The organism is Halomonas aquatica, from assembly GCF_040196335.1.
GTDB lineage: Bacteria > Pseudomonadota > Gammaproteobacteria > Pseudomonadales > Halomonadaceae > Halomonas > Halomonas aquatica.
Genome location: NZ_JBEGCJ010000005.1, coordinates 211044 through 234705 on the forward strand (window position 1 = coordinate 211044; position 23662 = coordinate 234705).

At 66.9% G+C, this 23662-nt stretch carries 25 protein-coding genes; 2 read left to right on the top strand and 23 right to left on the bottom strand.

Translation table 11 applies throughout. From position 1 onward, the window contains the following. Positions 1 to 45 precede the first annotated feature (45 nt). The 16 genes from ABE960_RS12160 to ABE960_RS12235 form a co-directional block, all read right to left on the bottom strand. The gene (locus ABE960_RS12160; RefSeq protein WP_349762546.1) at positions 46 to 876 is read right to left on the bottom strand and encodes a sulfurtransferase; all 831 of its coding nucleotides are present in this window, start codon (positions 874 to 876) and stop codon (positions 46 to 48) included. Then, on the bottom strand, positions 873 to 3110 hold the full coding sequence (locus tag ABE960_RS12165) for an ATP-dependent helicase (protein ID WP_349762547.1): 2238 nt from the start codon (positions 3108 to 3110) through the stop codon (positions 873 to 875). Before ABE960_RS12165 ends, ABE960_RS12160 begins: the two co-directional genes overlap by 4 nt. Beyond that, positions 3101 to 3679, bottom strand: coding sequence for a DUF1285 domain-containing protein (locus tag ABE960_RS12170; protein WP_349762548.1), 579 nt, complete (start codon positions 3677 to 3679; stop codon positions 3101 to 3103). The genes ABE960_RS12165 and ABE960_RS12170 overlap by 10 nt, the downstream gene beginning before the upstream one ends. A gap of 33 nt (positions 3680 to 3712) precedes the next feature. Then, the gene (locus ABE960_RS12175) at positions 3713 to 4558 is read right to left on the bottom strand and encodes a TatD family hydrolase (RefSeq protein WP_349762549.1); all 846 of its coding nucleotides are present in this window, start codon (positions 4556 to 4558) and stop codon (positions 3713 to 3715) included. Between the two features lie 57 nt (positions 4559 to 4615). Next, the gene (locus ABE960_RS12180; RefSeq protein ID WP_349762550.1) at positions 4616 to 4951 is read right to left on the bottom strand and encodes a PilZ domain-containing protein; all 336 of its coding nucleotides are present in this window, start codon (positions 4949 to 4951) and stop codon (positions 4616 to 4618) included. 13 nt (positions 4952 to 4964) lie between these two features. Next, positions 4965 to 5966: a DNA polymerase III subunit delta' gene (locus tag ABE960_RS12185; protein ID WP_349762551.1), complete on the bottom strand. Its 1002-nt coding sequence runs from the start codon at positions 5964 to 5966 to the stop codon at positions 4965 to 4967. Further along, entirely contained in the window at positions 5957 to 6610 is a 654-nt protein-coding gene (gene tmk, locus ABE960_RS12190) for a dTMP kinase (RefSeq protein WP_349762552.1), read from the bottom strand. Before tmk ends, ABE960_RS12185 begins: the two co-directional genes overlap by 10 nt. A 19-nt stretch (positions 6611 to 6629) precedes the next feature. After that, on the bottom strand, positions 6630 to 7634 hold the full coding sequence (gene mltG / locus ABE960_RS12195) for an endolytic transglycosylase MltG (protein ID WP_349762553.1): 1005 nt from the start codon (positions 7632 to 7634) through the stop codon (positions 6630 to 6632). A gap of 12 nt (positions 7635 to 7646) precedes the next feature. Continuing rightward, positions 7647 to 8468: an aminodeoxychorismate lyase gene (pabC, locus tag ABE960_RS12200; protein WP_349762554.1), complete on the bottom strand. Its 822-nt coding sequence runs from the start codon at positions 8466 to 8468 to the stop codon at positions 7647 to 7649. Between the two features lie 20 nt (positions 8469 to 8488). After that, positions 8489 to 9727, bottom strand: a complete 1239-nt coding sequence (gene fabF, locus ABE960_RS12205; protein ID WP_349762555.1) for a beta-ketoacyl-ACP synthase II — start codon at positions 9725 to 9727, stop codon at positions 8489 to 8491. Positions 9728 to 9926: 199 nt separating this feature from the next. Further along, the gene (gene acpP / locus ABE960_RS12210) at positions 9927 to 10160 is read right to left on the bottom strand and encodes an acyl carrier protein (RefSeq protein ID WP_008956801.1); all 234 of its coding nucleotides are present in this window, start codon (positions 10158 to 10160) and stop codon (positions 9927 to 9929) included. A 132-nt stretch (positions 10161 to 10292) separates the two neighbouring features. Further along, positions 10293 to 11036: a 3-oxoacyl-ACP reductase FabG gene (gene fabG / locus ABE960_RS12215; RefSeq protein WP_349762556.1), complete on the bottom strand. Its 744-nt coding sequence runs from the start codon at positions 11034 to 11036 to the stop codon at positions 10293 to 10295. A gap of 30 nt (positions 11037 to 11066) precedes the next feature. After that, positions 11067 to 12038 carry an ACP S-malonyltransferase gene (gene fabD, locus ABE960_RS12220; protein ID WP_349762557.1) on the bottom strand — a complete coding sequence of 324 codons (972 nt, stop codon included), beginning with the start codon at positions 12036 to 12038 and terminating at the stop codon, positions 11067 to 11069. A gap of 5 nt (positions 12039 to 12043) precedes the next feature. Next, positions 12044 to 13165 carry a phosphate acyltransferase PlsX gene (gene plsX, locus ABE960_RS12225; RefSeq protein ID WP_349762558.1) on the bottom strand — a complete coding sequence of 374 codons (1122 nt, stop codon included), beginning with the start codon at positions 13163 to 13165 and terminating at the stop codon, positions 12044 to 12046. A gap of 38 nt (positions 13166 to 13203) precedes the next feature. Next, positions 13204 to 13374: a 50S ribosomal protein L32 gene (rpmF, locus tag ABE960_RS12230; protein ID WP_349762559.1), complete on the bottom strand. Its 171-nt coding sequence runs from the start codon at positions 13372 to 13374 to the stop codon at positions 13204 to 13206. Between the two features lie 32 nt (positions 13375 to 13406). Then, entirely contained in the window at positions 13407 to 13934 is a 528-nt protein-coding gene (locus ABE960_RS12235; protein ID WP_349762560.1) for a YceD family protein, read from the bottom strand. A 119-nt stretch (positions 13935 to 14053) separates the two neighbouring features. On the opposite strand from ABE960_RS12235, the gene ABE960_RS12240 reads away from it, so the two are divergent. Continuing rightward, positions 14054 to 14668, top strand: a complete 615-nt coding sequence (locus ABE960_RS12240) for a Maf family protein (protein WP_349762561.1) — start codon at positions 14054 to 14056, stop codon at positions 14666 to 14668. A 28-nt stretch (positions 14669 to 14696) separates the two neighbouring features. On the opposite strand, the gene sppA is transcribed toward ABE960_RS12240, so the two are convergent. From sppA to ABE960_RS12255, 3 genes are read right to left on the bottom strand one after another with little or no spacing between them, the layout of a single operon-like run. Further along, a complete protein-coding gene (gene sppA, locus ABE960_RS12245) occupies positions 14697 to 15779 on the bottom strand; it encodes a signal peptide peptidase SppA (RefSeq protein ID WP_349762562.1) in 1083 nt (360 codons plus the stop codon). Positions 15780 to 15801: 22 nt separating this feature from the next. After that, a complete protein-coding gene (locus ABE960_RS12250; protein WP_349762563.1) occupies positions 15802 to 16452 on the bottom strand; it encodes an HAD-IA family hydrolase in 651 nt (216 codons plus the stop codon). A gap of 11 nt (positions 16453 to 16463) precedes the next feature. Continuing rightward, positions 16464 to 17411 (bottom strand): RluA family pseudouridine synthase, encoded by a 948-nt coding sequence (locus tag ABE960_RS12255; RefSeq protein WP_349762564.1) that lies wholly within the window; start codon positions 17409 to 17411, stop codon positions 16464 to 16466. A gap of 566 nt (positions 17412 to 17977) precedes the next feature. Between ABE960_RS12255 and rne the strand changes: the two genes are divergently transcribed. After that, positions 17978 to 21067: a ribonuclease E gene (gene rne, locus ABE960_RS12260; RefSeq protein ID WP_349762565.1), complete on the top strand. Its 3090-nt coding sequence runs from the start codon at positions 17978 to 17980 to the stop codon at positions 21065 to 21067. 103 nt (positions 21068 to 21170) lie between these two features. Here rne and murB read toward each other — a convergent pair whose 3' ends face one another. The 4 genes from murB to ABE960_RS12280 are packed head-to-tail and all read right to left on the bottom strand — an operon-like array spanning position 21171 to position 23654. Further along, a complete protein-coding gene (gene murB, locus ABE960_RS12265) occupies positions 21171 to 22184 on the bottom strand; it encodes a UDP-N-acetylmuramate dehydrogenase (RefSeq protein WP_349762566.1) in 1014 nt (337 codons plus the stop codon). Then, on the bottom strand, positions 22181 to 22657 hold the full coding sequence (locus tag ABE960_RS12270) for a low molecular weight protein-tyrosine-phosphatase (protein WP_349762567.1): 477 nt from the start codon (positions 22655 to 22657) through the stop codon (positions 22181 to 22183). The genes murB and ABE960_RS12270 overlap by 4 nt, the downstream gene beginning before the upstream one ends. Beyond that, positions 22657 to 23445 carry a 3-deoxy-manno-octulosonate cytidylyltransferase gene (gene kdsB / locus ABE960_RS12275; protein ID WP_349762568.1) on the bottom strand — a complete coding sequence of 263 codons (789 nt, stop codon included), beginning with the start codon at positions 23443 to 23445 and terminating at the stop codon, positions 22657 to 22659. The genes ABE960_RS12270 and kdsB overlap by 1 nt, the downstream gene beginning before the upstream one ends. Next, entirely contained in the window at positions 23445 to 23654 is a 210-nt protein-coding gene (locus ABE960_RS12280; protein WP_349762569.1) for a Trm112 family protein, read from the bottom strand. Before ABE960_RS12280 ends, kdsB begins: the two co-directional genes overlap by 1 nt. Positions 23655 to 23662: the final 8 nt, after the last annotated feature.

Sequence of the window (23662 nt, forward strand, 5' to 3'; positions counted from 1 at the left end):
GTGCCTGCGGGGCGTTTTCATGGACAGCGCCTGGGAAACGGCAGCTCAGTCGCCGGTGGCGACGGGCCGGGAGGAGTCCCGGATCCACTCGCTCCAGGAGCCGACATAGAGCCTGGGCAAGGGTCGGCCGGCGATGGCGCAGGCCAGGATGTTGTGGCAGGCGGTCACCCCTGAGCCGCAGTAAGCAATGATCGACTCGGCCTCGGGCATTTCGCTTGCCAGTACCCTGGCGCTCTTGAAGAACCCCATCTCATCGAGGTTATCGGCGCTGGGGCGACACACCGCGCCGGGAATGTGTCCTGCCACCGGGTCCACGGGCTCGGCCTCGCCCCGAAAGCGCTCGTGGCTACGGGCATCGAGCATCATCGCCCCCTCGGCAATGACTTCGTCCACCTCGATACGCGCCGCGTCACGATACGTCGGCTGCCAGTGAGACGCTGCCGGCATGACTTCCGGATCACCATCCTCGTGAAGCTCCCCACCCGCTGCCAGCCAGGCCTTGATTCCACCATCGAGCAGGCGCACGTCGGGATGCCCCGCCCAGCAGGCGAGCATCCACCAGGCCCGCGCCGCCGCCAGTTGCCCACCCATGTCGTCATAGACCACCACGGGCTGTTGTGGCGTGATCCCCAGGCGTTGAAGGACCTCGGTGAAGGCCTCGGGCGCGGGAAGCGGATGTCGGCCCCCCTCCCCCGGCGGCCCGGCCAGGTCGCGGTCGAGGTCGAGGTGGTAACTGCCCGGCAGATGGGCCTCCCACCACAATCTGCGGCCGTCATCGGGGGCTCCCAGACGGGCGCGGCAATCCAGCAGGCGGGGCGGGTTGCGCCCCCCGAGGGCAGCGGCCAGGGTGCCGGCCGAGATCAGTGGCTGTGTCATGCGTCGACTCCGTCCAGAAGTTCGATAGGCGCCCGGCAGGCGATCAGGCGGCGCCGGCCAGCCGTGCGGAAACGTACCTCGATCACCGGATTGTCCGGGTCTCCCTCCACCACGTCGATCCTGCCCTCGCCGAACACCGCGTGACGGACTGCCTGGCCAACCCGGAAGTGAGCCGGCACTGACGGCCCGGAGCCCGGCTCACCTCGCACCGATCGGGACTTGGCCAATGGCAGTGAATGCCCCAGCGACACCAGGTAGCTCTCGACCAGTTCCGGGTCTGAGACCTCCAGCGGGGCATCCGGCTCGACCGCGTCCTCCTCGGCCAGCCGTCGAGCCACCCGCTGGCCGTCTTCCCAGGCGGATTCACCGATGAAGCGGCTGGGGCGATGGTCCCCGCCATCATGGAGCAGCACCAGGCGCTCCCGAGCCCGGGTGATGGCGACGTAGAAGAGCCGTCGCTCCTCTTCCAGCCGTCGCGGGGTCAGGGGGTTGTCGCGAGTATAGTGAGGAAAGTCCTCCTCGTTGGTGCCGGCCACCAACACCAGCGGCCATTCGAGCCCCTTGGCCCCATGCACGGTGGTGATCAGCACGCCGTCCTGACGATTCTCGACCGGTCGACACAGCAGCTCGATGAAGGCGGCGGTGTCATCGCCCAGTTCACGGGCCTGCTCGACCAGCACGTCGATCAGACGCACGTCTTCCTCGCCCTTGTCACGCCGGGCGGCCGCCCGCTTCAGCACCTTCTCGGCCTCCACGGCCTGGAGTACATGCTCGAGCAGCCGGGCCGGCGGCCAGGCGGACATCCGGGGCAACTCGCAGAGCAACGACCAGCGTCGCTTGAGGGTTCGCCGCTGGTGGGGCTTGAGCCCTTCCAGCAGGGTGTCGTGGCGCTCCGGCCAGCGTTGGGTCTCGGACAACCGGGTGGCCAGGGCGGCGATCCGCTCCCTGGCCACAAAGCAGGTAGGATGGGCCAGCAGCATGGCCAGATGCCCAGGATCCTGGAGCCGCAGGGGCTCCAGTGCCAGCCGCAGGTAGCCGGCCAGGGCCTCCACCAGCGGCAACCGGAAGACGAAGCGGTCCTCCCGGGCCAGCCGGAAGGGAATGCCTTGACGCAGCAGCGCCAGCTGCAACGGCACCGAGAGCGCCCAGCTGCGAACCAGCAGGCAGGCCTCGTCGAGGCCGCGGCCCTGGTGACGCCAGGCACGGATCTCATCGAGAAGCCCCCGGCTGCCCTGCCCCACCGACAGACCGGTCCGGGGGTTCCCGGGCGCCGCCAGGCAAAGCTGGTCGGGGCGTCGCCGATTGGCGGCGATCGCATGGTTGGCGGCCAGCGCCAGGGCATGACCATGACGAAAGGTGGTGGAGAGAGGATAGTCGCGGGCCGCACCAAAGGTGGCGGTGAAGTTCTCCAGCATGGTGTCGGGATGGGCGCCGCGCCACTCGTAGATGCACTGGTTGGCATCGCCAACGGCCATGACCTCGGCCTGCCGGCCGGCGAGCACCGCCAGCAGGCGCTGCTGGGCAGTATTGATGTCCTGGTACTCGTCGATGACCACATGATCGAGGAAGCCCTGCACCCGACGACGCAGCGTAGCATCTGCCTCCAGGGCCAGCAGTGGACGATAGAGCAAGTCGGCGAAGGTCATCAGACCCTGATCGGCCAGCAGCCGCTCGGCATGCTCGAAGGCCGCCACGAAATGGCCGGTCTGCTCGCCGAAGTCGAGTCGAGCATGAAGATCGGCCGGCGAGGCCATCTCGGCCTTCACCAGGCCACAGAAGTGGGCCAGCGCCTCGAGTCGCTCGGCGTCCAGCGCCGTCTCTCGGGCCTCGGGCTCCTCGCCCAGCGCCGCGAGCGTCGCCTGTCGCAGCAACCGTTCGAGCTGCCAGTCGGCGGTGAGCAGCTGGCGGGGGGCCAGGGCGCCCCAACGGTTCAGGCTGGCGGTAAGCCGATGGCCGAGCGCGTGGAAGGTGCGCACGTCGGGCAACGCCTGACCGGCGGGCGCCATGGCCGCGAGCCTGGCCTGGAAGTCCTCGCGAGCAGAGCGGTTGAACATCAGCACCAGAATCCGCGCCGGAGGCACGCCGCGCGCCAGCAGGTGCAGCACGCGGGCCACCATGGTGGTGGTCTTGCCGGCACCGGCAACGGCCGCGACCCGGGCATGCCCCTGATCGTGGGCGACCACGGCCTGCTGCTCAAGCGTCAGCGGGGGGATCGGAGACGCGTTCATCCGCATGGGAACTCGTCGTCGGGTCGTTCGCCTTCGTGCAGCCGCCCCAGGGGCTGCCAGGCACCGTGGCTGGTCAGCCCCAGCTCGAAGACGCCATCGCCGACCGCGCGCGTTTCGGCCTGCTCCACCAGCCGGTAGTAGACGTTTCGCCCCAGCCGGGCGGCGAGGCCGAAGCGGACCTGCACCTCGGGTATCGACTCACCGCCGGGCGTATCGCTGAGGCTGAGCCGGCACGCCTCATCGAGCCGGACCCGGTCACCGACGTTGGTGGTGAGCCACCAGTCGCCCGACTCATCGGGTTCGGCATCGATGATCAGGAAGGGGCGATCCTCGACGCGAATGCGCTGCATCTCGGCCGGCGTCACCAGCCAGTGGTCGCCATCGGGTTCGCGGCGCAGGATGGTCGACAGCAGTCTCACCAGTCGCGGGCGGGCGATGGCCTCGCCCTCATGCAGCCAGCGTCCGTCGGCGGCGATCGTCAGATCCATCTCGCCACGCTGCTCGGGGTGCCAGCGATCCACGGGCGGGATCTCGCCATGCGGGTCGATCTGTGCCAGCAGTGGGTCGAGGGTCATGGAAGCGGCCTTTGTCGGTTGCGTCTCCCGCGCCTAGACCAGGCCGGCGCGGGAAAGGGCCTGGCGGACGCTCGCCGGCGCCTCGGGGGCCGCCGCACGGAACAGGTGATAGAAATTGGCGGTGGTCTGGGCGGCGACCTCCTCGATGCTGATGCCCCGCGCGCTGGCAATGCACTCGGCCACTTCCACCACCCAGGCAGGCTCGTTGGGTTTGCCACGATGCGGCACCGGGGCCAGATAGGGGCTGTCGGTCTCGATCAGCAGCCGGTCCAGCGGCACTCGCCGCGCCACATCGCGCAGCGACTCGGCATTGCGGAAGGTGACGATGCCGGATAGCGAGATATAGAAACCATGGCGCACCGCCTCCCGGGCCATGTCGAGATCCTCGGTGAAGCAGTGCAGCACCCCGCCCACGGCCGGGTCAGTGTGCTCACGGATCAGCGCCAGGGTATCCTCGCGGGCCTCGCGGGTGTGAATGATCACCGGCAGATCAAGTTCGGTGGCGGCGATCAGCTGGCGACGGAAGCGCTCGTGCTGCACATCACGGGGGGGCACCTTGTCGGGCGCCTTGTCGAGATAATGATAGTCCAGGCCGCACTCGCCGATTGCCACGGCGCCAAAGCGCTCGGCCGTCTCGGTGATCGACGCCACGCTCGGCTCCTCCTCTAGCCACTGGAGGGGATGTACCCCGGCCGAGATTACCACGTCATCATGAGCCCGGCTGATCTCGGCCAGGGTCGGCATGTCCTCCAGGGTCACGGCGATGGCCAGGAACTGGCGCACGTCACGGGCGCGCGCGGACTCCAGGGTGGCAGCGAGATCGCCGCCATGGGTACCGGGATCGAGGCGGTCGAGATGGCAGTGAGAGTCGACGAACATGCAGGGGAATACCGAAGTCGGGAAGTGGGTTCAGGAAGGCCGACCGGCCCGGGGCCCTCAGAGCGTGTAGGTCGGAGCGCCCTTGTCCAGCTGGCCGGCCAGCAGGGTCTCGATGCGGTCACGAACGGCCTGGTCATCGACACCGAAGTGGATGCCGATACCGGGGACCCGACGGCCGGCCACGCCCTCGGGCGAGACCCAGATCACCTGACCGGTGACCGGCATCCGCTCCTCGTCACCGGGAAGCATGAGCAGCAGGAAGACCTCCTGGCCCAGTTCATAGCGTTCGCGGGTGGGCACGAAGATGCCACCACGCTCGAGCACTGGCATGTAGGCCGAGAGCAGGGTCTGGACATCCTTGATGGTGAGGGAGAGCGCTTTCTGAGCGGCCATGGTGCCTCCATTTTCAAGAGCGCAGCAGCGTGGACCAGCGAACCAGCCAGGCCTCTAGGGCCAACTGGGGGTTGGGGTTGCCGCCCTCGGCGAGCAGCCGTCGCTGCTCGCGGGCGTAATCCAGCAGGCGAAACCAGTCGCGTACCCGTGCATTCTTGACCGCCTGGCGATAGAGCACCAGCAGGTCGGGATTGCGAAGCTCCGTGGCGTCACCCGAGAGCCCCAGGCGGATCAGGTCCTCAAGCCAGGTGATACCGTACCACAGGATGGCATCGATGGACTGTCGATCCAGGCGCGCCGCCTCGGCCACCGGCTCGGCACCCCGAACCAGGGCCTCGAAGGTATCGACCAGCTGCTGACGCAGTGCCCGGGAGGCCGGCTCTGCGAGTTCCAGGGCGCGCAGGGGCAGCCCCCCGGCGGCCCGAAACCAGAAGTGGGCCTCTTCCTCGCCCCCCAGCTGCTCGGTCAGCCAGGGCCGGCATTCGGCCTCTTCGGGCACGGCCAGGCTCCAGTGCTGGCAGCGCGAGCGGATGGTGGGCAGCAGTCGCGAAGGGATGTCGGAGAGCAGCACGAAGAGCGTCCGGTCGCCCGGCTCCTCAAGGCTCTTGAGCAGCGCATTGGAGGCCGCAACGTTCATGGCCTCGGCCGGCGCGATCACGATCACACGATAGCCACCCTGCTGAGCGGTCTGGGCGACGAAGGCATTGACCTCGCGAATCGGTGCAATGCGAATCAGTCGCTTGCCCTCTTCCGGCTCTACCCGCAGCAGGTCCGGATGGTAACCCGAGGCCAGCATATGGCAGGCGTGGCAGCGGCCGCAGGCGTTGTCGCCCGGCGAGGCGCATAGGGTGCGTGCCACCAGGGCCTCGGCCAGGGAATGCTTGCCGATGCCGTGAGCTCCCGAGATCAACAGGGCATGGGGCAGTCGTCCGGCCTCGGCCAGCCTGACCAGCTCGCGCCAGCGCGGCATCAGCCAGGGCAGCGGGGGAGGCACCTCGACGGGGGTCATCGCCATGTCGCCATCCGCTCGTCCAGACGGGCCAGCAGCTCGGCCTTGACCTCCTCGAGGTCGGCACTGGCATCGATCACCGCCATGCGATCGGGGGCCGAGGCGGCACGGGCGAGGTAGGCCTGGCGCACCGCCTCGAAGAACTCGGCGCGCTCGCGCTCGAAGCGGTCGCGGGTCTCACCCTGGCCATGGAGTCGCTCGTCGAGGCGCCGCTGGGCGGCGGCCATGGGCATGTCCAGCAGCAGGGTGAGATCGGGTTCGAGACCCTGCTGAGTAAAGGCCTCGAGTTCGGCGATGCGCGATGCCTCGATGCGGCGCCCACCGCCCTGGTAGGCATAGGTGGCGTCGGTGAATCGGTCGCAGACCACCCAGGCACCTCGCTCGAGCGCCGGTCGCACCACCCTCGCCAGGTGCTGGGCCCGGGCGGCGAACACAAGAAGCAGTTCGGCATCGGGGGCCAGGGGCTCCTCCTCGACGGGGTCCAGCAGCAGCCGGCGAATGTCCTCCGCCCGGGGAGTTCCGCCGGGCTCGCGGGTCGCCACTACCTCGTGCCCATGGCCCCTGAGGTGTTCGACCACCAGGGCGAGGTTGGTGGATTTCCCCACCCCTTCACCACCTTCCAGGGTGATGAATCGTCCACGCTCGGTCATGTCGGATGCCACTCCGTGGTCAGCGATTGCGGATATACCGGTTCACCGCGTTGTTGTGTTCGCGCAGGGTACGCGAGAAGTGATGAGTGCCGTCGCCCCGCGCGACAAAATAGAACGTCTCGCCCTCGGCCGGCTGCACGGCGGCTTCCAGTGCAGCCTGTCCCGGCAAGGCAATCGGCGTCGGGGGAAGGCCATCGATAACGTAGGTGTTATAGGGTGTCGCCTCGCGCAGGTCAGACCGAGTGATATTGCCCTCATACCGCTCACCCATGCCATAGATCACGGTGGGATCGGTCTGCAGGCGCATGCCCCGCTCCAGACGACGCTTGAAGACGCCAGCGATCTGGGGCCGCTCTTCGGGCGCGCCGGTCTCGCGCTCGATCAGCGAGGCCATGATAAGCGCTTCGTAGGCACTCTCCAGCGGCAGGTCCTCGTCGCGGGTCTCCCAGATGGTCTCGAGGGTAGTCTCCATGCGCTCGAGGGCCTGACGCAGGATCACGAGGTCACTCAACCCCTTGTGATAGCGATAGGTATCGGGGAAGAACCAGCCCTCGGGATGGCGCTGCTCGCGGTCGAGCAGCGCCATCACCTCGGCGTCACTGAGTCCGGTGGTGCGGTGCGCAAGCTTGGGGGCACCATCGAGCGCCTCGCGCATCTGACTGAAGGTCCAACCTTCAGGGATGGTCAACGGATAGGTGACGACCTCATGGCTGCCCAGCAGAGCCAACAGTTCTCGACCACTCATCCCGGGCATCAGCCGGTACTCCCCGGGACGCAGGGCAGGCAGGCTCTCGGGCTCCAGGCGGACCAGCAGGCGGAAAGCCCAGTCTTCGACGAGAATGCCTTGCTCGGCCAGTTCACCGACCACGCGATGGAAGCCGGCACCGACCGGCACCTCGTAGAGAGTCGGTTCGTCTATCGCGATGGGGGCCGCGAGTCGCGACTGCCAGTAACGGTGGCCAGCAAACAGCGCCACGGCCGCAAGCACGGACAGGACCAGCAGGATTTTCACCAGACGCAGCATGCGTTTCCTCGTTCAGTCATCAAGCCGGGATGGGAAGCCCAGCGCATCATGGGCGACGGCCTGCAGGCGACGATGCTGCGGCCCGATGGACCAGCGCTGAACTGCCCGGCCCTGCGCATCATCGAGCCAGGCTACCGGCCAGACTCCCTGCAGCGAATTGCCGAGCCAAAGTGCCTCGACCTGCTCCAGCAACTGGGGGAAGGCATCGACCTCGCGGATTGGCAGGCGATCAAGCAGGACCGTCCGCAGGGTGCCGGCCACGCCGCAGCGATCGAGCCTGGGTGTCTCCAGAATGCCGTCACGCTGCCAGAAGAGATTCATGCAGGTTGCCTCCACCAGACGACCCTCGCTGTCGCTGAGCAGACCCTCTGCCGTGTCGTCATCGGACCACTCGGCCCGGGCCAGGACATTCTCGAGTCGATTGAGGTGCTTCAGCCCTGCAAGCGCCGGCTGGATGCCCAGCCGCAAGCGGCAGTGGCGCACCCGTACCCCCCGGCGCCAGCGCTCTGGACTGGGCATGAAGGGCGCCAGTCGCCAACGCAGACGGGGCTCGGAGGTGTCAGGGAGCGCATAGCCACGACCGCCGCTACCGCGGGTCAGGATCAGCTTGAGGACCGAGAGCCCCTCGCCGGCATCAACCAGCGGCCGCTCCAGATGCTCCCGAGCGGGCAGGGAAATCCCCAGCATCCGGCAGCCTCGGGCCAGGCGCGCCAGATGCTGTTCCCATAACAGGGGAGCGCCGTCGCGCACCAGCACGGTCTCGAAGAGGCCATCACCGAAAGCGGCACCACGGTCCTCCAACGGCCAGCCGTTCTCCGCCGCCTCAGCTGTCACGTCTTGCCCCCTCCGCGGAGTCACACCCTGGTGAAGACCAGCGTGCCGTTGGTGCCGCCGAAGCCGAAGGAATTCGACAGGCTGACGTCGATCTTCATCTCGCGAGCGGTATGCGGCACATAGTCGAGATTGCAGCCTTCCTGGGGGGTGTCCAGGTTGATCGTCGGCGGGGCCACCTGATCGCGGATCGCCAGTACGCAGAACACCGCCTCCACGGCACCGGCGGCCCCCAGCAGGTGGCCGATCATCGACTTGGTGGAGCTGACCGCCACCGACTTGGCGGCCTCACCCATTACCTGCTCGACGGCACGGCTCTCAGCCAAGTCGCCGGCGGCGGTCGAAGTGCCGTGGGCATTGATGTAGTCGACGGCCGAGGGATCGATACCGGCATCACGAATGGCATTGCGCATGGACCTGGCGGCCCCGCGGCCGTCTTCCGGCGGCGCCGTCATGTGGTAGGCATCGTCGCTCATGCCGAAGCCGGTGAGCTCGGCATAGATGGTCGCCCCACGGGCCTTCGCCTGCTCGTACTCCTCGAGCACGACCACACCGGCACCGTCGGAGAGCACGAAACCATCACGGTCACGATCCCAGGGGCGACTCGCCGAGGCCGGGTCGTCGTTGCGGGTGGACAGCGCCCGGGCCGCCGAGAAACCGCCGAGGCCCAGGGGCGTGGTCGCCATCTCGGCGCCACCGCAGACCATCACGTCGGCATCGCCATAGGCAATGGTGCGGGCACTGTAGCCGATGTTATGGGTCCCGGTGGTACAGGCAGTGGTGATCGCGATATTGGGCCCGCGAAAGCCATGCTGAATCGCCAGGTTGCCGGAGATCATGTTGATGATCGAACCCGGCACGAAGAACGGCGAGATCTTTCTCGCCCCGCCATTCAGCAGGGCATTGTGGTTGTGCTCGATCATCGGCAAGCCACCGATCCCAGAACCGATGGCCACGCCGATGCGATCGGCATTCTCTTCGGTGCACTCGATCCCGGCATCGGCAATCGCCTGTCCGCCCGCCGCCATCCCATACTGGATGAACAGGTCCATCTTGCGGGCTTCCTTGGGATTGAGATACGGACTGATGTCGAAGTCCTTCACCGACCCGCCGAAGCGCGTGTTGAAGGCGCTGACATCGAAGTGTTCGATGGGAGACACACCGCTCTTGCCAGCCAGAATGCTGGACCAGCTCTCCTTCACGGTATTCCCCACCGGCGTGACCAGACCCAGTCCGGTCACCACAACCCTTCTACGAGCCATCAGCTTTCCTCCAGACAACCTTGGTGACACGACCCCACTCCGGGGTCGTCATTGCGCGCATTATACCCGAGTCTCCCCGACCTGTGAGGGCTCGGCAAGATCCCGTCGCACATAGCACGAGAGCCGTCCTGCCACAGCAGGACGGCTCTCCACGGGGCCTTGGCCCCGGACGCCTCAGCAAGCGGTATCGACCGCCACCTTACTGGTGGGCGTTAACGTAGTCGATGGCTTCCTGAACGGTGGTGATCTTCTCGGCTTCCTCGTCGGGAATCTCGGTATCGAACTCCTCTTCGAGCGCCATCACCAGCTCGACGGTATCCAGGGAATCGGCGCCGAGGTCCTCGGTGAAGGAAGAGGAGTTCTGGATGTCTTCTTCCTTGACGTTCAGACGCTCGGCAACAACCTTCTTCACGCGCTCTTCGATGGTGCTCATTATGACGTACTCCAGTCGTTCACATTGGCCGTTAAGAAAACCAGCCGTTAAGGTTCCAGATCCGCTAGCCGGAAGCTGCGGAGTAGTTTATAGACGCCCCGAGGTCGGCGCAACCGCCTTCCCCCGAGGGCCTCAACGCATGTTCATGCCACCGTTGACATGCAGGGTCTCGCCGGTGATATAGCCCGACGTCTCGCCGGTCAGGAAGCCCACCGCCGCTGCGATCTCTTCGGGCTCACCGAGCCGTGAAAGGGGAATCTGGCCGAGCAACATCTTGTGCTGCTCTTCCGGAAGTGACTCGGTCATGTCGGTGGCGATGAAGCCGGGGGCCACCGCATTGACGGTAATGGCACGCGAGGCGACTTCGCGGGCCAGCGCCCGGGTGAAACCTTCCATGCCCGCCTTGGCGGCAGCATAGTTGGTCTGCCCAAGATTGCCCATGGTGGCCACCACCGAACTGATGGATACGATACGCCCGAAGCGAGCCCGCGTCATGCCACGCAGGCAGGCCTTGCTGACGCGATAGACGGACTTGAGGTTGGTGTCGATCACCGAGTCCCACTCGTCCTCCTTCATGCGCATCAGCAGGTTATCGCGCGTGATGCCGGCATTGTTGACCAGGATGGTGGGGGCGCCGAACTCCTCGGTCACCGCCTTGACCAGCGCATCGACGCTGGCCTGGTCGGTGACGTTCAGCTTGCGGCCAGCCCCCTGGATGCCCGCCGCGGCGAGGTCGGCACCGATCCGCTCGGCTCCAGCATCGCTCGTCGCGGTGCCGATCACGATGCGATCCTGACGGCCCAGCTCATGGGCGATGGCGCGGCCGATGCCGCGACTGGCCCCGGTGATCAGGGCGACTCTACGCTCGGTTGTCATGGTCTCTTCCGTCTAGGTCCGAGAGATGGATCAGCCATTGGCCGACGGTGACTGGTCGACGGCTTCCCTGGCCAGTTCGAGGGCCGCGGAGAGGCTGTCCGGGTCGTTGACCGCCAGCCCCCTGCTGCCCCGTGCAATTCGCTTGTTGAGCCCGGTGAGCACCTTGCCCGGCCCGCACTCGATGAACACTTCGGCACCCTTGCCGGTCATCGCCTCGATGCAGGAGGTCCAGCGTACCGGCTGATAAAGCTGCTCGACCAGACGGGTGCGCAGGGTCGACACGTCGGCATGGGCCTGGGCATCGACGTTCTGGTAGACCGTGTAGCGCGGCGAGCGCAACTCGACTTCATCCATGGCCGCATCCAGACGCTCTGCAGCCGGACGCATCAGGTCACAGTGAGACGGCACCGAGACCGGCAGCGGCATGGCACGCTTCGCCCCGGCTTCCTGGCACGCCACGATGGCACGATCGACCGCCGCCTTGCTCCCGGCGATCACCACCTGCCCCGGGGCATTGTAGTTGACCGCGGCGACCACGTCGCCGTCAGCTGCACTGGCACAGGCCTGCTCGACGGCCTCGTCGTCCAGGCCGAGAATCGCCGCCATGGCGCCCTCGCCCACGGGAACCGCCGCCTGCATCGCCTCGCCACGCAGCTTCACCAGCCGCACGCCCTCTGCGAAGGTCAAGGCGCCAGCACAGACCAGGGCACTGTACTCGCCCAGGCTGTGGCCGGCCATGGCACCGGGCCTTGGGCCCTCAAGCTCCTGCCAGACGCGCCAGATGGCGACACTGGCGGTGAGCAGCGCCGGCTGGGTGCAGGCCGTGGCATTCAACGACTCGGCAGGCCCCTCCTGCACCACCTGCCAGAGGTCGTAGCCCAGGGCGTCGGAGGCTTCCTCGAAGGTGGTGCGCACTACGCTGTAGCGCTCTGCCAGCTCGCGCAGCATGCCGATCTGCTGCGAGCCCTGCCCGGGAAAGATGAGGGCAAGGGATTGTGTCATGTCGATCACCTTTGCGCTTGTTGACTGTCGTCGATGCCGGTCGCACCCGGCAGGATCGGCCCCTCGGGCCTGGATCCGCTCTCGACTCGACCGACGGCGGCCGAATCGACAGAGGACCGACGATGGTCCAGCTCAGCGGCCAGCCGGCTGGGCAGGTCGCGACTCACTTCATTCACCGCCCGCTGCACAGCGAAGCGGAACCCCATGGCGTCGGCGCTACCGTGACTCTTGATCACGATACCTGCCAGGCCCAGCATGCTGGCACCATTGTAGCGGACGGGATCGAGTTCACCCTTGAGGCGACGCAGTGCAGGACGGGCAAGCAGTCCTACCAGGCGGCTGCCCCAGTGGGCCTCGAAGGTCGCCTGCACCCGCCCCACCAGCAGCCGCGCCAGGCCCTCGCTGGCCTTGAGCACCGCGTTGCCGACGAAGCCGTCGCAGACCACCACATCGGCGGCGCCGCTGAAGATCCCGTCGCCTTCCACGTATCCGAGGTAGGCAATGCCAGGATGCTGACGCAGCCAGGCATCGGCTTCCCGCACGCTGCCAGTGCCCTTGGTGCCCTCGACGCCGACGTTGAGAAGCGCCACTCGCGGCGCCTCCAGGCCGTCCACATGGCGAGACATGACCTCACCCATCAGGGCGAAGTCGATGAGTCGCGCTGCACTGACTTCCACGTTGGCGCCGAGGTCGAGCAGATAGCAGCGCCCCCCGTCACGAGTGGGAATGGCGGTACTGATGGCCGGTCGCGGGATGCCCGCCACCGTCCCCAGCGCCCGCCGGGCCAGGGCCATCAAGGCGCCGGTGTTACCGGCGCTGACCCCGGCCTCGGCGTCGCCATCGGCGATGCAGCCCAACATCCTGGCCATGCTGGTATCGGCCCCGTGGCGCAGCGCCTCACTGGGTCGCTGAGACTGCCAGACCATCCCGGGGGCGTCACTGACCTGCAGACGCGATGCCACCGCGGCAAGCTGCCGCGGCAGGCGCGATATCTCATCCTCCAGCAGCTCGGCGGGGCCGAACAACCGAAGGACGAGATCGGGGTCGTCACTGGCCGCTTCGGCAGAGCCGATGATGGCCGGCCGGGGGCCCAGATCACCGCCCATCGCATCGATGGCGATCAGCATGTCAACGGCCAGCCATTACCACCCGAGGCGCTATCGATTCAGGCGTCGACGACCTTGCGGCCACGATAGAAACCGTCCGGCGCCACGTGGTGACGCAGGTGAGTGGTACCGGTCTCCTTGTCCTGGGACAGGGCTGCAGCGCTCAGGGCGTCGTGGCTGCGACGCATTCCGCGCTTGGAACGGGTCTTGCGGTTCTTTTGAACTGCCATGGGTTCTCACTCCAGAGTGAAACGAGGATGTATCAGAGTTTTCCCTTGATCTGCCGCAGCACATCGAAGGGGCTCGCCGGGGAGTCGACCGACTCATCGGTCGACTCCCCGCTGTTCAGCTGGTCGCGCGAGACCGGACACTCGGCCTCGTCGTGGTAAACCACCTGGGGCAGGCTGAGGATGAGCTCATCCTCGACCACCACCAGCAGGTTCAGCTGTTCGTTCTCCACCAGCACCGGTTCATGAGTGCTCGGCAGCTCGGCGGCCAGGTCGTCACTGGTCACCATTCCCAGCCGGAAATCGCTCTCGACATGCTGCGCCATGGGTCGGAGACAGCGCCGGCACGGCAACTGCAGCTCCGCCTCCAGGTGACCGCGTATCTCCCGGCGTCCCTGGGGATCGATGGCGAAATCCAGCCACACCTGACCATCGCCGGTCTGGGCGCCGACTTCCTCTTCGAGTCGTGCCAGCTCGGCGAGCGCCACCAGGCCTTCCAGGTGTTCGGCGCGGGCCGCGAGCTTGTAGGGCTCGACCCTGCCGGGGAGTCTTGAGGTCAACATAGGCGCGCAATGATAGGCAGTCCCCCTTCCCCTGTCAAAGCCGCCATCGCCCCGGGTTACAATGGCCAGGCGACGCCCTCGCCCACCCGCCCCACACGACGTGTTGCGAAGGAGGCCCCATGCCCCGTCTGATCCTCGCCTCAGGCTCTCGCTGGCGGCGCCAACTGCTCGACCGCCTCGATCTCCCCTATGCCTGGGAGAGTCCCGATATCGACGAGACGCCTCGCCCTGGAGAGGCGCCGGAGACCCTGGTGCATCGCCTGGCGCTGGCCAAGGCCGAGCGGCTGGCAGAGGCCTGGCCCGACCACCTGATCGTCGGCTCCGATCAGGTGGCGCTCTTCGAGGGCGAGATCCTCGGCAAGCCCGGCGACGAGGCCAGTGCCCGTGCCCAGTTGGCCCGCTTCTCCGGCCAACGGGTGCGCTTTCTCACCGGCCTGGCGCTGATCGATACGGGGCGCTGCCGACACCGCGTCTGCCACGAGAGCTACGATGTGGTGTTCCGCCGCCTCGACGAGACGGAGATCGCGGCCTACGTGGCGCGAGAAAAGCCACTGGACTGTGCAGGCAGCTTTCGCATGGAGGGCCTGGGCATCGCGCTGTTCGAGCGACTCGAGGGTAACGACCCCAACACCCTCGTCGGACTGCCATTGATCCGCCTCTGCGAGATGCTGCGGGAGGCAGGGCTGGATCCTCCCCGCGACCGGGTTTCACCCCGGCAGCAAGGAGCCTCCTGATCGCTTGCTCCTTTATGGCGTGTCACCATCAGTTGAGCTGGTAGCGTACCGGCGAGGTGGCCGACGATGCGCCCAGCCACTCGGCGGCGACCCGGCCGAACTGACGGGAGATCCGCTCCAGGGGGGCCAGGCGCGGCGTGTAGTCTTGAAACTTTGCCCCCTCGAAGCGGCGCGCCAGGGTATCCAGGCTGCCGAGCCCATCCACGAGGCCGAGTTCCAGGGCCTGCTCGCCACTCCAGATCAGCCCGCTGAACAGCCGCTCGTCATCGGCCAGACGATCACCCCGCCCTTTGCGGACATCGCCGATGAACTGCCGGTGGGTGGTGGCCAGCACCTCCTGCCAGAACTCGCGCTGGACCTGGGCGATATCGGAGAAAGGGTCGAGGAAAGCCTTGTTCTCTCCGGCTATGAAGACTCGCCGCTCCACTCCGAGGCGACCGATGGCCTCCTCGAAGCCGAAACCCGCATGGATCACCCCGATCGAGCCCACCAGGCTCGCCGGGGCGGCGACGATCTCGTCGGCCGCGGCTGCCACGTAGTAGGCGCCACTGGCCCCGATATCCTCGATCATCGCGATAATGGGCTTGTCACCGGCGTCGCGCAGCCGCATCACCGCATCGAAGATGCGCTGGGACTGCACCGGGCTGCCGCCGGGACTGTTGATGTGCAGCACAACCGCCTGGGCCTTCTCGGCCTTCCAGGCCCGCTCGAGACCCTCGATGATGCGCTCGGCGCTGGCCGGCGACTCGCTGTCGATCACGCCCTTCACCTCGACGATCCCGAGGTGCGGCTCGGCGGGCGCGCCGGCCCCTGGGGCGATGAAGAGCCCGTAGAAGGTAGTGGAAAGCGAGGCCAGGATCAGCAGGATGAAGAAGAAACGAAAGAACAGCTTCCACCGGCGCGAGCGACGCTGCTCGGCCAGCACACCGCCGATCCAGCGGTCCATCATCTCCAGTTGGACGAGGCGCTGGCGCTCGCGCAGCGTCTCGGGGTCCTCGTCACGTGGCATGGAGGCATCGGCCCTCGTTGACTGGCGCGCCAGGCGCGCCTGCTCCCGGGTCAGCTCCGGACCTGTCGTCCAGCGGTCGTCTCGCTTGTCGTCATCACTCATGGCATTGCTGTCCCTTGGTGTGCTAGCCGTGCAGCCAGTCGAAGAGCTCGGGCACCGCCGAGGCGGTGAACACCGGACGGCTGGCGGACAGCCGGGCCGGGGCATGCACCCCCCAGGTCACCGCGACCCGGTCCATGTTCAGCGCCCTGGCCATCTCAAGATCATATTCCGTATCGCCGACCATCACCGCCTCGCCGACCTCGACGTCGAGCTCGGCGAGAAGCTCCTCGAGCATGAGGGGATGGGGCTTGGAGAGAGTCTCGTCGGCGGTGCGGCTGGCATGGAACCAGTCACCGCTTCCGCTCTCGCGGAAGATGCGATCCAGGCCACGGCGACTCTTGCCAGTGGCCACCGCCAGCCGCTGGCCCTCGCGGCGTCGCAGCCGTTCGAGGCCGCTCTCGACCCCCGGATAGAAGACCATGGGAGTCGTGTCCCCTTCGACAAAATAATAGGCGTAGCGAGCCTTGAGCCGTTCGGCACGCTCGGCGTCGATACCAGGGAATAAGGTGGCAATGGCCTCGGGCAGGCCGAGGCCGATGATGTTGCGTACCGCCTCCGCCTCGACCTCGCCCCAGCCGGCATCACGAGAGGCTGCCTGCATGCAGGAGACGATACGAGCAATGGAGTCCATCAGGGTGCCATCCCAGTCGAAGATGGCCAGTCGGTAGCGCATGAAGCCTCCTGTCAGCGGGACTGGCGGGCGCGAGTGAGCGCCGCCTCGAGATCGTCGGGCAGGGGGGCCCTGATCTGCACGGGGCGGCCACTGGTAGGCTCGGGAAAGCTGAGCGATGCGGCATGCAGAAAAAGGCGCGAGAGGCCGAGCCCTGCCGCCAGGCGCTGGCTCTCTCGGCTGCCGTACTTGTCGTCGCCCAGCAGCGGGTGGCCGGCATGGGCCGCATGCACACGGATCTGGTGGGTCCGCCCGGTGACGGGCTCTGCCTCGACCAGGGTGACCCTGTCGAAGGCCTCGCGCACCGCGAAACGGGTGCGGGCCACCTTGCCGGCCGCATCGACCCGAACCCTTCGCTCGCCGTTGCCCAGCTCGAAGCGATCCAGCCGAGCGCTTACGAAGTCCCTGCGTGCCGGCCAGCGGCCGGCTACCAGCGCCAGGTACTGCTTGTCCATGCGGTGCTGCTTGAGCGAATCGTTGAGCGCCAGCAGCGCCGGGCGAGACTTGGCCAGCAGCAGGCAGCCGGAGGTGTCACGGTCCAGGCGGTGCACCAGTTCCAGGAAGTCGAGGTCCTCGCGCACCTGACGCAACGCCTCGATCAGGCCAATCTTGACCCCGCTGCCCCCATGCACGGCCAGCCCCGAGGGCTTGTTGATCACCAGCCAGTCACGCCCTTCCACCAGCACGCTGCCGGCCAGCAGGTTGCGCAGGTTGTCACTGACCTCGCGTACCGCCTCACGGGGGCTGAGGCGAAGCGGCGGGATGCGCACCAGATCCCCCAGCGCCAGACGGGTATCGGCCTTGACCCGCTTCTTGTTCACCCGCACCTCGCCCTTGCGCACGATGCGGTAGATGAGGGCCCGCGGCGCCCCCTTGATGCGCGTCAACAGGAAATTGTCGACCCGCTGTCCGACCTGGCCCTCGGTCACTTCCACCCACTGCACCTCGCGCCCTTCGGCCATGCCGCCACTCCACTGGATACCCGCTCGAAAGGCGCATTCTACCGCACTGGGCACCATCCTGCGCCAATTGCTGGTCACCCCCTTTGCTGGTATATTGACAACTCGCTTCAAAGGGTAGTGAAGACCCCCAAGGCGCCTGCACGACAGACACGCAGGCCGAAGCGAAAAGATAAGGCCGCGACGATCCCTCGCCAATCCGGGGGGTCCCGCCGCCGACAAGCACGCGATAACACGCCACGCCCGGCTCCTGTTGCGCCAATGACAGCGCAACAGGAGAGAAAGGGATACGTACAACAACGTGCCGGAGGCCGGCGTAGGCGAATCGATGAATGCCAGGTGTTGGCGGTGGCCGCAGGACCGGATGGGCGATGCCCCGCCGAGACATGTCCTGCCACCGCCCCGTACTCAACATGATCATGCCGCACCGGATCCATCGTGCAAGGATGCTCCGGTACGGCCGGGCGCTATACCGCATCCGCGACATGCGCTGAGCACAGGCACGCTGCAGCCAGCGGTTCGCCTCCGTCGTTGACCGCCATCCGGCGCGTCCATATTTGCGAGACGACATGAAACGGATGCTCATCAATGCGACCCAGCCGGAAGAGCTGCGCGTCGCGCTGGTCGATGGACAGCGCCTCTACGACCTGGACATCGAGTCCGGTGCCCGGGAACAGAAGAAAGCCAACATCTACCGCGGCAAGATCACCCGGGTCGAACCCTCCCTCGAAGCCGCCTTCGTCGACTTCGGTGCCGAACGCCACGGCTTCCTGCCCCTCAAGGAGGTCTCCCGCGACTACTTCCTGAAAGAACCCTCCGGGCGCCCCAGCATCAAGGAAGTGCTCAAGGAAGGCCAGGAAGTCATCGTTCAGGTCGACAAGGAAGAGCGCGGCAACAAGGGGGCGGCGCTTACCACCTTCATCAGCCTGGCCGGCCGCTTCCTGGTACTCATGCCCAACAACCCGCGTGCCGGCGGCATATCTCGACGCATCGAGGGCGAGGAGCGCAGCGAGCTCAAGGAGGCCATGAGCCACCTGACGGTTCCCGACAAGATGGGTCTGATCGTGCGCACCGCAGGCATCGGTCGCTCTCCCGAGGAACTGCAGTGGGACCTCGACTATCTGGTCCAGGTGTGGGAATCGATCACCGAAGAGGCCGGCCAGCGCCCTGCGCCCTTCCTGATCTACCGGGAATCCAACGTCATCATCCGCGCCATGCGCGACTATCTGCGCCAGGACATCGGCGAGGTGCTGATCGACAGCGAAGAGGTCCATCAGGAGGCACTGACCTTCATCCGCCAGGTGATGCCCTCCTACCAACAGAAGATCAAGCTCTACGTCGATGAGGTGCCGCTCTTCTCGCGCTTCCAGATCGAATCGCAGATCGAGACCGCCTACGAGCGTGAGGTCAAGCTGCCCTCGGGCGGTTCCACCGTCATCGACCATACCGAAGCGCTGGTCTCCATCGACATCAACTCGGCGCGGGCCACCCGTGGCAGCGACATCGAGGAGACCGCCCTGCAGACCAACCTGGAGGCGGCCGACGAGATCGCCCGTCAACTGCGCCTGCGTGACATCGGCGGCCTGGTGGTGATCGACTTCATCGACATGAGCCCGGCGCGCAACCAGCGCGAGGTCGAGAACCGCATGCGCGACGCGCTGAAACTCGACCGCGCCCGGGTGCAGATCGGTCGTATCTCGCGCTTCGGCCTGATGGAAATGTCACGCCAGCGCCTGCGCCCCTCGCTCGGCGAGACCAGCGGCGTGGTCTGCCCGCGCTGTGACGGCCAGGGCACCATCCGCGACGTGCGCTCCATCTCACTGTCCATCATGCGCCTGATCGAGGAAGAGGCCATGAAGGAGCGCAGCGCCCAGATCCGCGCGATCCTGCCGGTGCCGGTGGCCACCTACCTGCTCAACGAGAAACGCAGCGTCCTGGCCGAGATCGAGCGTCGCCAGGGTGTGCGAGTGGTGATGCTGCCCAACCCCGAGATGGATACGCCCCACTACGACGTGCAGCGCCTGCGCGACGACCACATGGACGAGGAAGGCACCTCCAACCTCTCCAGCTTCGAGCTGCCCAGCGATACCGATGTGGGCAAGGAGCCGGATGCCGCCTTCGGCAAGCCGGTCCAGCGCGCCGAGGCCGCCGTCAAGACGGTGATCCACCACGAGCCGGCGCCCGCTTCCTTGCAGAAGGAAGAAGAGGCCCCGATACCACCGCCCGCGGCGGCTGCCAAGACGCCAGCCACCAAGGCGCCGGCCATCGAGCCCGAGGCCGGTGTCCTAGGACGCCTGGTCAAGGGCTTGACCAAACTTCTGGGCGGCGACGAGGCCCCGGCCGGCCAGCAGAAAAAACCGGCTGCCCGCAGCGAAGAGTCACGTGGCAACCAGGAATCGCGCAAGCCCGCCTCGCGCGATGATGAGCGAGGCGGCCGTCAGCGTCGACAGCGCAGCGACGAGCGTCGCGGTTCTCAACGCCAGGACGGCGGGCGTGGTGATAGCAAGTCCACCGGCACCGAGAACCGTGACAATCGCGGCAATCGTGGCGGTCGCGGACGTGGGCGCCAGGATGACAACCGCCAGGCACCGCGCCAACAGGAGGCGTCCAAGGCCCGTGACGAGAAGCCGCGTGACGAAAAGCCCCGTGACGAGAAGCCGCGCGAGGATGCACGACGCCAGAAGGCAAGCGAAAAGCCTGCCGAGAAGGTGGCCGACAAGCAGAACGAGAAACGTGCTGAAAAGCCCACGACCACAGAGCCCGTCGACGATGGCAAGCCGAAGCGGACCCGCAACAATCCTCGCAACCGCACGCGCAAGCATGCCATCAACCCCGAGGCCGAGGCCGAGCAGCAGCGTCTTCAGGCAGAAGCCTCCGAAGCCCCCCAGGCCGAGCAGGCACCCGCCGAGGCCAAGGTAGAGGAACCGGCCAAGTCCGAGCCGCAGCCTGCCAAGGTCGAAGACAAGCCCAAGGCCGATGTGGAGGCCGAGGTCGAGGTCGAGGAACCGGCCAAGTCCGAGCCGCAGCCTGACAAGGTCGAAGAGAAGACCAAGGCCGATGTGAAGGCCGAGGTCGATGAACCGGCCAAGTCCGAGCCGCAGCCTGCCAAGGTCGAAGAGAAGACCAAGGCCGCTGCGAAGGCCGAGGTCGAGGAACCGGCCAAGTCCGAGCCGCAGCCTGACAAGGTCGAAGAGAAGACCAAGGCCGCTGCGAAGGCCGAGGTCGAGAAACCGGCCAAGTCCGAGCCGCAGCCCGCCAAGGTCGAAGAGAAGACCAAGGCCGATGTGGAGGCCGAGGTCGAGGAACAGCCCAAGTCCGAGCCGCAGCCGGTCAATGCCGAAGACAAGCCCAAGGCCGATGCGAAGGCCGAGGTCGAGGAACAGCCCAAGTCCGAGCCGCAGCCTGCCAAGGTCGAAGAGAAGACCAAGGCTGATGTGATGGCCGAGGTCGAGGAACCGGCCAAGTCCGAGCCTCAGTCCGCCAAGGCCGAAGACAAGCCCAAGGCCGACGAGAAAGCCAAGGCAGAGAAACCGGCCAAGCCCGAGCAGAAATCGGCCGCCAAGGCGTCACGCCGCCGAGGTCGTCGCGCGCATAACGATCCGCGCGAGATCCGCCGGCGCGAGCAGGAGGCCAAGGCCCAGGAGGGCACGCAGGGATAAACAAGGGCCCTGCCCACCTCAACGACGACGCCCGCAGCCATGGCTGCGGGCGTCGTCGTCTGGGAACCAGCGTTCGATCGGCGGGGGCTTGAACCGGCCTGCCCTAGTCGTCGGCCATCCGTGGTTCACGCTCCAGGATGACGCCGAAGCGCTCGCGTACCCGTGCGGCCACCTCTCCGGCGAAGGCCAGCAATTCATCCGCACTGCCGCCCCCGAAATGCACCAGCACGAGGGCCTGGCGATCATGCATACCGAAGTGACCCTTCCGCCATCCTTTCAGGCCACAGCGATCGATCAACCAGCCGGCCGGCAGCTTGACCCGACCATCGGGCTGGGGAAAGTGCGGCATCGCGGAATGCTCGGCCATCAGTCGCCGGGCAAGCTCCCCGCTGACCAGCGGGTTCTTGAAGAAGCTGCCGGCATTGCCCAGGAGCGCCGGGTCGGGAAGTTTCTCGTGACGGATCGCACAGATTGCCTGAGCCACCGCCAGCGCCGACGGTTCGGCCTCGAGCCGGCAGGCCAGGTCGCCATAGCCAAGCCGGGGGTGAGGCGTGCGCGAGAGGCGCAGCACCAGTCGGGTGATCACCACTCGGCCGTCCAGTGCGCCCTTGAAGACGCTGTCCCGGTAGCCGAAGGCGCAATCGGCGGACGAAAGCACCGCCTCGCGGCCGTCGTCGAGATGGATCAGGTGCACCGCCTCGAGAACGTCACCGAGTTCGACCCCGTAGGCGCCGATGTTCTGGATCGGCGCAGCCCCGCAGTGGCCGGGGATCAGCGCGAGGTTCTCGGTGCCCCACAGGCCCAGGTGTGCCAGGGCCATCACCAGCTCGTGCCACCCCATCGCCGCCTCGGCATGCACCAGCACGGATTCGCCCTGCTCTTCCAGCCACCAATGGCGCATGGCCGGCTGGACCACCAACCCTCCCAGCCGCTCGGGCAGGATCAGGTTGCTGCCGCCGCCCAGCACCGTCAGTGGCCAGTCCTGCCGCTGCGCGAGGTCCAGCGCCTCATGCAGCTCGAGAAGGCTCGTCGGCGCCGCATAGCACTCGGCCAGGCAGGGCAGCCCCAAGGTATTGGCCCGGGAAAGGTCGTGGTCTGACTGGAGCACCAGGCTCAAGGCCCGGTCTCCAGGCGCGATTCGATCTCGGCAAGCAGGCCCTGGGAGGCCGACTCGATAAGGTCGAGCACTGCCTCGAAACCGCCATCGTCACCGTAGTAGGGATCGGGCACGGCACGATCGGGCAGACCGGCGAAGGCGAGGAAGAGCCCCGTGACCACATCGCTATCCTCGGGGCGTTGCGCCTCGATGGCAGTGAGGTTGTCGTGGTCCATGGCGAGCACGTAGTCGAAGCGCTCGAAATCTTCCCCGGCAAGCTGCCGGGCCCGCAGGCTGGAGAGGTCGAAGCCACGCCGGGCCGCGGCCTCCCGTGCACGAGGATCCGGCGCCTTGCCCACGTGCCAGGACCCGATGCCGCAGGAGTCGACCTCGACCCGCGAGGCAAGGCCAGCCTGCTCGAGGTAGTAGCGGAAGACCCCTTCCGCGGTGGGCGAACGGCAGATGTTGCCCAGGCAGACGAAAAGCACGCGCATCAGGAACCTCCTCGGTGGCCTCGGTCATCGAGCAGCTCGCGAACCCGCACCAGGTCCTCCTCGGTATCCACTCCTGCCGGATGCGGCACCCGGGCCAGGGCGACCTGGATGGCATGGCCATGGTGCAGGGCCCGCAGCTGTTCGAGCTGTTCCAGGCGTTCCAGCGGCGAGGGCGGCCAGTCGCGATAATCGGCCAGGAAACCCACCCGATAGGCATACAGACCGATATGCCGCAGCCAGGCATCGGTCTCGAGCATCTCGGGACGACTGGCAAAGGCGTCTCGGTCCCAGGGGATGGGAGCCCTCGAGAAATAGAGGGCGCGCCCGGAGAGGGCCCGCACCACCTTGACCGCATTGGGATTGAAGAGCGTCTCGACGTCGCTGATCGGCTCGGCCAGGGTGGCGATGGACGCCTCGGGATCATCGAACAGCCGGGCGGCCACCTGATCGATCAGCACGGGCGGTATCAGCGGCTCGTCACCCTGCACATTGACCAGCACAGCGTCGTCGGAAAGCCCGAGGCGTTCGGCCACTTCGGCCAGGCGATCGGTGCCGGAGGGATGATCGGCCCGCGTCATCACCACCTCGGCCCCGATGGGCACGAGGGCGTCACGGATCCGTTCATCGTCGGTGGCTACCACCACCCGCGAGGCCCCGCTCTCGCCGGCGCGCCGCCAGACATGCGCCACCATGGGCTCGCCGGCAATCTCGGCCAGCGGCTTGCCGGGCAGGCGCGAGGAGGCGTGGCGCGCGGGAATCACCGCGATGAAGGACTCGGCGCCTGCCATCACGACTTCCCCATGCGTCCCGGGGACTCGTGCAACTTCTCGTCGACATCCATCGCCCGTGCTTCCTCGGGCAACATGACCGGGATGCCATCTCGGATCGGATAGGCGAGGCCATCGAAGCGACACTCGAGCTCAAGAGCCTCGCGGTTGTACTTCAGCTTGCCCTTGCACAGCGGGCAGACCAGCATCGCCAGCAGTTGCTTGTCCATGACGTCCC

What these genes read in the sequence shown, in the direction of transcription:
- ABE960_RS12160 (WP_349762546.1), bottom strand. Translation starts at nt 876, where the DNA reads ATGACACAGCCACTGATCTCGGCCGGCACCCTGGCCGCTGCCCTCGGG.
- ABE960_RS12165 (WP_349762547.1), bottom strand. Translation starts at nt 3,110, where the DNA reads ATGCGGATGAACGCGTCTCCGATCCCCCCGCTGACGCTTGAGCAGCAG.
- ABE960_RS12170 (WP_349762548.1), bottom strand. Translation starts at nt 3,679, where the DNA reads ATGACCCTCGACCCACTGCTGGCACAGATCGACCCGCATGGCGAGATC.
- ABE960_RS12175 (WP_349762549.1), bottom strand. Translation starts at nt 4,558, where the DNA reads ATGTTCGTCGACTCTCACTGCCATCTCGACCGCCTCGATCCCGGTACC.
- ABE960_RS12180 (WP_349762550.1), bottom strand. Translation starts at nt 4,951, where the DNA reads ATGGCCGCTCAGAAAGCGCTCTCCCTCACCATCAAGGATGTCCAGACC.
- ABE960_RS12185 (WP_349762551.1), bottom strand. Translation starts at nt 5,966, where the DNA reads ATGGCGATGACCCCCGTCGAGGTGCCTCCCCCGCTGCCCTGGCTGATG.
- tmk (WP_349762552.1), bottom strand. Translation starts at nt 6,610, where the DNA reads ATGACCGAGCGTGGACGATTCATCACCCTGGAAGGTGGTGAAGGGGTG.
- mltG (WP_349762553.1), bottom strand. Translation starts at nt 7,634, where the DNA reads ATGCTGCGTCTGGTGAAAATCCTGCTGGTCCTGTCCGTGCTTGCGGCC.
- fabF (WP_349762555.1), bottom strand. Translation starts at nt 9,727, where the DNA reads ATGGCTCGTAGAAGGGTTGTGGTGACCGGACTGGGTCTGGTCACGCCG.
- acpP (WP_008956801.1), bottom strand. Translation starts at nt 10,160, where the DNA reads ATGAGCACCATCGAAGAGCGCGTGAAGAAGGTTGTTGCCGAGCGTCTG.
- fabG (WP_349762556.1), bottom strand. Translation starts at nt 11,036, where the DNA reads ATGACAACCGAGCGTAGAGTCGCCCTGATCACCGGGGCCAGTCGCGGC.
- fabD (WP_349762557.1), bottom strand. Translation starts at nt 12,038, where the DNA reads ATGACACAATCCCTTGCCCTCATCTTTCCCGGGCAGGGCTCGCAGCAG.
- plsX (WP_349762558.1), bottom strand. Translation starts at nt 13,165, where the DNA reads ATGCTGATCGCCATCGATGCGATGGGCGGTGATCTGGGCCCCCGGCCG.
- rpmF (WP_349762559.1), bottom strand. Translation starts at nt 13,374, where the DNA reads ATGGCAGTTCAAAAGAACCGCAAGACCCGTTCCAAGCGCGGAATGCGT.
- ABE960_RS12235 (WP_349762560.1), bottom strand. Translation starts at nt 13,934, where the DNA reads ATGTTGACCTCAAGACTCCCCGGCAGGGTCGAGCCCTACAAGCTCGCG.
- ABE960_RS12240 (WP_349762561.1), top strand. Translation starts at nt 14,054, where the DNA reads ATGCCCCGTCTGATCCTCGCCTCAGGCTCTCGCTGGCGGCGCCAACTG.
- sppA (WP_349762562.1), bottom strand. Translation starts at nt 15,779, where the DNA reads ATGAGTGATGACGACAAGCGAGACGACCGCTGGACGACAGGTCCGGAG.
- ABE960_RS12250 (WP_349762563.1), bottom strand. Translation starts at nt 16,452, where the DNA reads ATGCGCTACCGACTGGCCATCTTCGACTGGGATGGCACCCTGATGGAC.
- ABE960_RS12255 (WP_349762564.1), bottom strand. Translation starts at nt 17,411, where the DNA reads ATGGCCGAAGGGCGCGAGGTGCAGTGGGTGGAAGTGACCGAGGGCCAG.
- rne (WP_349762565.1), top strand. Translation starts at nt 17,978, where the DNA reads ATGAAACGGATGCTCATCAATGCGACCCAGCCGGAAGAGCTGCGCGTC.
- ABE960_RS12270 (WP_349762567.1), bottom strand. Translation starts at nt 22,657, where the DNA reads ATGCGCGTGCTTTTCGTCTGCCTGGGCAACATCTGCCGTTCGCCCACC.
- kdsB (WP_349762568.1), bottom strand. Translation starts at nt 23,445, where the DNA reads ATGGCAGGCGCCGAGTCCTTCATCGCGGTGATTCCCGCGCGCCACGCC.
- ABE960_RS12280 (WP_349762569.1), bottom strand. Translation starts at nt 23,654, where the DNA reads ATGGACAAGCAACTGCTGGCGATGCTGGTCTGCCCGCTGTGCAAGGGC.